Source organism: uncultured Roseovarius sp. (assembly GCF_913054395.1).
GTDB lineage: Bacteria > Pseudomonadota > Alphaproteobacteria > Rhodobacterales > Rhodobacteraceae > Roseovarius.
This window is the reverse complement of the sequence record NZ_CAJXIP010000162.1, coordinates 1-6668: the sequence shown is the minus strand read 5'-3', so window position 1 is coordinate 6668 and position 6668 is coordinate 1. Positions and strand designations below refer to the sequence as shown.

The window sequence follows — 6668 nt, the reverse complement described above, 5'->3', positions numbered from 1 at the left end:
AATTTGGAATTGGTTACGCCCCTGCCCGGGTGCCGTCAATCACTATATGCGGGGGCCGGGATGCCTGTTGCCAATGCGTGACAGGCCCAAAAGCATCGCCAAAAGCAGGATCATAACCATGTCGCCGGTGCGCGCATAAAGCGTCGGCGCAAGGGGGGGCGGCAGCGGCGCATCACGCCAGCCCGCCTGTCCCATCGGGATCGCGGCGGTAATCCGCCCGGTGGCGTCGATCATCGCCGAGACACCGGTATTGGCGACCCGGATCATCGGCAGCCCCTGTTCGGCACTGCGCAGCCGCGCCTGTGCCAGATGCTGATAAGGCCCGGAGACCTGCCCGAACCAGGCGTCATTGGTAATCAGAAGCATGAAGTCGGGGCGCTCGGGGGCCGCGCGCACATCCTGTGCGAACACCCCCTCGTAACAGATCAGCGGCAAGGCCCGTCCAAGATCGCCGATCCCGATCACCTGCGCGCCGGGCCCCGAGGAATAGCCCTGGCCTTCCTGCGCGGCGAGGCCGTGAATTCCGATCCGCCCAAGCCAGTCGCCAAAGGGCACATATTCACCGAAGGGTACAAGGTGGTGCTTGTCATAGACTGCTGCCACAGTGCCGCCCGCCTCGATCAGCGCAAGGGAGTTGTAAAGCCGCGGCCCGTCATAGCGTTGCAGGCCGACGATCACCGGTACGCCGCCAGCCGCCGCCGAAATCACCTCAAGCGTCGGCGCGGCAGTGTTGAGCATGACCGGCACCGCCGTTTCCGGCCACACGATCAGATCGGGGCGCCGCTCCCCGGCCTGAGAAAACAGGATCTGGCGGTCGAAAAATCCCTGGATCTTATCGGCCTTCCATTTCTCGTGCTGCGGCGCATTGGGCTGGACCAGGCGCACGGTGGGGGCCTCGCTCTGTGCCGCCGCATCGGGCCGCAGGGCGCCCCCCAAAGGCAAGAGCAGCCCCAGCAACACCAGCGCGGCAACGCCGCCCCACCGGCCCGCGACAGCATGCCAAAGCGCCACGGCGCCGCCCAGCACAAGCGCCGTCAGCCCCAGCGATCCCGCGTAAGAGGCCCAGTGCAGGGCCCCCGTATCAATCAGCACATGCCCCGGCTGAGCCCAGGGAAACCCGGTGAAAAGATACCCGCGCGCGGCCTCAGACAAGCCTAGCCCGCCGATAAAGCCAGGGGCGCCGCCGCCCGCCGCACGTGCAAGCGCCAGGCCCGCCGCGAAAAACAGTGCAAGGCCCGCAGCAAGCCCCAGAAGCGCGAAGGGCGCCATCCAGCCGTGGCGGGCCACATCGACAAGGAAAGGCTCGACGATCCAGCTTAGCGCGAGCAGGAAATACCCGGTGCCAAAGGCCCAGCCAAGCCAAGCGGCCTGACGCCAGTTGTTGGTGCTGAGAAACAGCCCGAAGAGTAGCGCAAACATCACCAGCGTCGCGGGCCAGAGACCAAACGGCGCCTGCCCGAGCGCCGCAAGCGCCCCGGTCACGATCACGATCAGCCAGCGGCGCAGGGGGGGGATCCCGGCCAAACGGCGCAAGGCCCGGTCCGGCAGGCCGGACAGATCAGCCATGCACCGGCTCGGCCAGACGGACCCGAAGGCGCTTTACCCGGCGCGGGTCGGCCTCCATCACCTCGATCACCGGCCCGGCGGGGTGCTCGATCACCTCGCCACGCACCGGCACCCGGCCAAGCAGCATGAAGACCAGCCCGCCAAGCGTGTCGATCTCTTCTTCATCGACCGAATCCACGTCCGTAAGCGACTGACCGATCTCGGCCTCGAAATCCTCGAGCGGGGTCTTGGCGAGGGCCACGTAACAGCCGGGGCTTTCCTCATTCCAGAAATGGCCCTCGTCGATGTCATGCTCGTCCTCGATCTCGCCGACGACCTGTTCGATCAGGTCCTCGATGGTGACAAGCCCGTCAACGCCGCCGTATTCATCAATCACAAGCGCCATATGCCGCCGCTCTGCCTGCATCTTTTGCAAGAGCACGCCAATCGGCATCGAAGGGGGCACGAACAGCAAGGGGCGCAACATCCGCTTGAGCGAAAAGCGCCCGCCATTACCGTTGAACCCGTGCTTAAGTGCAAAATCCTTGAGGTGCACCATCCCGATCGGCGTATCCAGCGTGCCCTCATAGACCGGCAGGCGGGTCATGCCGCTATTGCGGAAGACATGCACAAGCTCGTCCTTGGTGGTGGTCACGGGCACCGAAACGATGTCTGCCTTGGGAATGGCCACATCCTCGACCGCCATGTCGCGCAGGTTGCGCATGCCAAAGCCGCCATTGGCCGGCACTGCATCCTCTTGCTCATCCGGGTTGGTGTCATCGCTGGGGTTGAATACCCCGATAATGCGGCGGAAAAATCCGCCGGTTTCTTCCGTTGTGGTTTGGCCTTCCGGCTGCGCGCCTTGCGCTGCGTTAGAAGACCCGTCGGTACTCTCGCCCATCCATCTCTTTCCAGTTTGCGGGCCAATATGCCCAATAGCCTAATATGGGTCAGGCAACCCCAGTTTGCCAAGTATCGCCACTTCGGTTGTTTCCATCAAAGTGGCATCTTGGTCACGGATATGATCATAGCCCAGCAAATGTAACACTGCATGCACGATCAGGTGCGTCACATGATCCGCAAGCGGCTTGTCGCCAGCGGCGGCTTCGGCGGCGCAGGTATCATAGGCGATGGCGATATCGCCAAGCTCGCTGTCGGGGCCGGGTTGCGGAAGATCGGGTCGCGCGCCGGGGGTGTCGGGCGCACGCTCGTCGCTTGGCCAGGACAGCACGTTCGTCGCCTGCGGCTTTTCGCGAAAATCGCTGTTGAGGGCGGCGATGCGCGTATCATCACAGCCCAGAACGCTAATCTCGAACGCCCCCGGATCAAGCCCGAGATGCCGCAGCGTTGCCGCGGCCGCGCGTTCGGCAATATCCTCAAGCTGCGCCGCCTGCCAGCGGTCGTCTTCGATCATTACCTCTGTCAGCATCCCAGTCCACGCCCCTGCGTTACACGTCCGCCTCATAGGCCTCGATGATCGCGGCCACAAGCGGATGACGTACCACATCCCTGGAGGTAAAATAGTTAAAGCTGATCTTGGGAATTGATTTCAACAGACGCTCGGCATCGGCAAGCCCCGAGGGCACGCCGCGCGGCAGGTCGATCTGGGTGCGATCCCCGGTGATCACCATGCGGCTGCCTTCGCCGAGGCGGGTCAGGAACATCTTCATCTGCATCGAGGTCGCGTTCTGCGCCTCGTCCAGCACAACAAAGGCGTTCGACAGGGTCCGTCCGCGCATAAAGGCCAGCGGGGCGATCTCGATGCGCTTTTCCTCGATCAGCTTGGCAAGCTGTTTGCCCGGCAGGAAATCGTTCAGCGCGTCGTAAAGCGGCTGCATGTAGGGATCGACCTTGTCCTTCATGTCGCCGGGCAGATAGCCCAGCTTTTCGCCGGCCTCGACCGCCGGGCGCGACAGGATGATACGATCGACATGGCCCTCGATGAACATGTTCACCGCCACTGCCACCGCCAGATAGGTCTTGCCGGTGCCCGCAGGCCCGATGCCAAAGGCAAGCTCGTTGGTGAAAAGTGACTGTACATAGGCCTTTTGCGCGTCGGTGCGCGGCTCAACCAGCTTTTTGCGGGTCTTGATCTCGACCGGGCCGCCCTTGAACATCTCAAGCTGATCCCCGTCGAGCGCACCGGTGCCCGCATCCGAACCGCCCATGCGCAATTCGCGGTCCACATCGCCATGTTCCACGGCCTTGCCGGTTTCAAGCCGCCCATAGAGCGCGTTCAGCACCTTGACCGCCTCGGCCACGGGCGCATCATCGCCCATCACCGAGAGGTGATTTCCACGCCGCACGATCTGCACGCCAAGGCTGCGCTCGATCTCGGCAAGGTTCCGGTCATATTCGCCGCACAAATCAATCAGCAGCATGTTGTCTGGAAATTCAATCACAGCTTCGTTGACCGAAGCCACGTCGGAAACGGGGGGTGGTGCGCTATGGACCAATCAGTTCTCCCAAAACCAGTTGTGTGATTCAAGCCTGCCAAGTTGCGGCGCAAGGTGCAAGCGTCCGGCGGCGAAACTTTGCCTCATGGAACGAAAAACTGCGGACCTTTCGGCCCGCAGTTGTATTTTCCGACGATGTAAAGCACGCTCAGAGCGGATCGGAGATCGGACTGCCGCCTTTGAAATCGCCGGTGGCGACCGTCGCCGGGCCAACGCCCGAGCACACCGGCTTGCCGAATTTATCAAGGCGTTGCGACAGGTAGCCCTCGACGCCGTCGTCGATGATCCAGTGATCACAGCCGTTGGGGTCAATCCAGATACCGGCCTGAAGCTGGCTCAGATGTTTCTTGTCGGTGCCGCGGTCACGGGTCTTGTCCGGTCCAACGCTGCCGTGGCCACCGGTACAGGCCGCCAAGACACCCAGGATCGGAACAAAAAGTGCAAGTTTAACCATTTTCATCATCCGATCCCCTTAGCGCCAGCACAAGATTTCGACACGGCGGTTCTGGGCCATGCCTTCTGCGGTACTGTTTGATGCCTTGGGCATACGCTCGCCGTAGCCGCGAACATCCGCGATGCTGGCCCCGGTACTTTTGGCGATGGAAGCCACCGAATTGGCACGCCGCAGCGAGAGGCCCATGTTGTATTCGTCAGAGGCGCGGCTGTCGGTGTGACCGACGATGGTATAGGACACCGCCCCCGCCTCCTGGAAAAACTTCGTCAGACGCTGGCGATTGCTTGCGTTGATGCGGGCGCTGTCGGTCGCGAACATCTGATCGGTGTTGATCACACCGCAGAGGTTTGCCTCGTGGCAGACCGGTATCCCCTGACGGTTGACATGGGGGGACATATAGCCCTCGGCCCCGTCGTCCATCACCCAATGTTCACAGCCATCGGGATCGACCCAGATTGTCGGAATGTATCGTTCGCCCACGATCGTGCGCCCATTCTCGCTCTGGGCAAAACCCGCCCCCGCCGTGACAGCGACACCGAGGGCCACCGCTAGAGCGCCCCCAACCATGCCGCGCAAGCCGTTCGAATTAATTTTCGTCACCAGTACTTTCCTTTTATGACACTAGGCCAATCGGCGGAAAAAAGTGCAGCCTGACCGTATAACATACCAAAATTCTAGCAGCCATAATAAGGAAGTGAAGTTAATTTCACTACATATTGGGGATATCCCGCGAACAATACATATACAGCGTCGCAATTTCGCCACATTTGGAACAAATGGAAGCGAACTCAGTCCCGGACAAGTCGCCCCGCCAGAGAGTTGGTGCCGCTCTCGATGATTTCGACGCGCGCCAGATCACCCACCGCAACATCGGCATTGGCCACATGGACGGCGTGCAGGTAATCCGATTTGCCCATCATCTGGCCTTCAAGTCGGCCGGGTTTTTCAAACAGAACGCCCACCGTGCGCCCGACCATCGCGTCCTGAATGGCGCGCTGCTGGCGGGTGATCAGAGATTGCAGGCGCTGGAGCCGTTCTGATTTCACGTCCTCTTCGACCTGCGCGCGCTCGGCGGCAGGAGTGCCGGGGCGGGTCGAATACTTGAACGAATAGGCATAGCCGTAATTGACCTCTTCAACGAGATCCATCGTGGCCTGGAAATCCGCCTCGGTCTCCTCCGGAAAGCCGACGATGAAATCGCCCGACAACAGGATGTCGGGGCGCGCCGCGCGAATACGTTCGATCAGGCGCAGATAGCTTTCGGCGGTATGGCTTCGGTTCATACGCTTGAGGATCTTGTCGCTGCCCGATTGCACCGGCAGGTGCAGATAGGGCATCAGCTTTTCACACTCGCCATGCGCCGCGATAAGATCGTCGCCCATGTCGTTGGGATGGCTGGTGGTAAAGCGGATCCGTTCCAGCCCGTCGATATCATTGAGTGCCCAGATCAGCCGGGCAAGTGTCCAGTCACCGCCCTCGCCCGCACCGTGATAGGCGTTCACATTCTGCCCCAGAAGGGTGATTTCGCGCACGCCGCGCTCGACCAGATTGCGCGCCTCTTCAAGGATACGGCTCGCCGGGCGGCTGACTTCGGCGCCACGGGTATAGGGCACCACACAGAACGCACAGAATTTGTCACAGCCTTCCTGCACCGTCAAAAAGGCGGTCGGGCCGCGTGCCGCCTTGGGGCGGTGGCGCAGGGTGTCGAATTTATCGTCGGCGGGAAAATCGGTATCAAGCGCCGTGCCACCGGCGCGCACCCTGGCCTCCATCTGGGGCAGTCGGTGATAGCTTTGCGGCCCGACCACCAGATCGACCAGCGGCTGGCGGCGCATGATCTCTTCGCCCTCGGCCTGGGCGACGCAGCCGGCCACGCCGATCAGCATGTCGCCGCCCATGGCGCGGCGCTCGCCCTGCAATTCCTTGAGGCGACCCAATTCGGAAAACACCTTCTCGGAGGCCTTTTCGCGGATGTGGCAGGTATTGAGCAGGACCAGGTCGGCCTGGGCCATGTCCAGCGTGGTTTCATAGCCGTGCGGTGCCAGCGCATCGCTCATGCGGTCGCTGTCATAGACGTTCATCTGACAGCCATAAGTCTTGATAAAGAGTTTTTTGGTATGGGCGCGCATCTCGGTCATGACTGGCTCATACCAGAGGACGAGCGCTTATCAAAGCACCTGCAACCCTTGTGACCGCTCGGGTGTTCTAGGGCG

Annotated in this window: 7 protein-coding genes; all 7 read right to left on the bottom strand. The window is 61.8% G+C overall.

Going from position 1 to position 6668, the window contains the following annotated elements:
* Window positions 1–42: 42 nt before the first annotated feature.
* Window positions 43–1566 carry an apolipoprotein N-acyltransferase gene (lnt, locus tag QZ522_RS16540; protein ID WP_294614113.1) on the bottom strand — a complete coding sequence of 508 codons (1524 nt, stop codon included), beginning with the start codon at window positions 1564–1566 and terminating at the stop codon, window positions 43–45.
* Entirely contained in the window at window positions 1559–2446 is an 888-nt protein-coding gene (locus tag QZ522_RS16535) for a hemolysin family protein (protein WP_294614110.1), read from the bottom strand. The genes lnt and QZ522_RS16535 overlap by 8 nt, the downstream gene beginning before the upstream one ends.
* 39 nt (window positions 2447–2485) lie before the next feature.
* Window positions 2486–2974, bottom strand: a complete 489-nt coding sequence (gene ybeY / locus QZ522_RS16530) for an rRNA maturation RNase YbeY (RefSeq protein WP_294614107.1) — start codon at window positions 2972–2974, stop codon at window positions 2486–2488.
* A 19-nt stretch (window positions 2975–2993) separates the two neighbouring features.
* Window positions 2994–3926, bottom strand: coding sequence for a PhoH family protein (locus tag QZ522_RS16525; protein ID WP_294614104.1), 933 nt, complete (start codon window positions 3924–3926; stop codon window positions 2994–2996).
* Between the two features lie 223 nt (window positions 3927–4149).
* Complete coding sequence (locus QZ522_RS16520) at window positions 4150–4461, bottom strand: hypothetical protein (RefSeq protein ID WP_294614101.1); 312 nt, start codon at window positions 4459–4461, stop codon at window positions 4150–4152.
* Window positions 4462–4473: 12 nt separating this feature from the next.
* A complete protein-coding gene (locus tag QZ522_RS16515; RefSeq protein ID WP_294614116.1) occupies window positions 4474–5022 on the bottom strand; it encodes an OmpA family protein in 549 nt (182 codons plus the stop codon).
* A 221-nt stretch (window positions 5023–5243) separates the two neighbouring features.
* Window positions 5244–6593, bottom strand: a complete 1350-nt coding sequence (miaB, locus tag QZ522_RS16510) for a tRNA (N6-isopentenyl adenosine(37)-C2)-methylthiotransferase MiaB (protein WP_294614098.1) — start codon at window positions 6591–6593, stop codon at window positions 5244–5246.
* Window positions 6594–6668: the final 75 nt, after the last annotated feature.

Coding starts and splice junctions, on each gene's coding strand:
- QZ522_RS16515 (WP_294614116.1), bottom strand. CDS start 5,022: ATGGTTGGGGGCGCTCTAGCGGTGGCCCTCGGTGTCGCTGTCACGGCG.
- miaB (WP_294614098.1), bottom strand. CDS start 6,593: ATGACCGAGATGCGCGCCCATACCAAAAAACTCTTTATCAAGACTTAT.
- lnt (WP_294614113.1), bottom strand. CDS start 1,566: ATGGCTGATCTGTCCGGCCTGCCGGACCGGGCCTTGCGCCGTTTGGCC.
- QZ522_RS16520 (WP_294614101.1), bottom strand. CDS start 4,461: ATGAAAATGGTTAAACTTGCACTTTTTGTTCCGATCCTGGGTGTCTTG.
- QZ522_RS16525 (WP_294614104.1), bottom strand. CDS start 3,926: ATGCTGCTGATTGATTTGTGCGGCGAATATGACCGGAACCTTGCCGAG.
- ybeY (WP_294614107.1), bottom strand. CDS start 2,974: ATGCTGACAGAGGTAATGATCGAAGACGACCGCTGGCAGGCGGCGCAG.
- QZ522_RS16535 (WP_294614110.1), bottom strand. CDS start 2,446: ATGGGCGAGAGTACCGACGGGTCTTCTAACGCAGCGCAAGGCGCGCAG.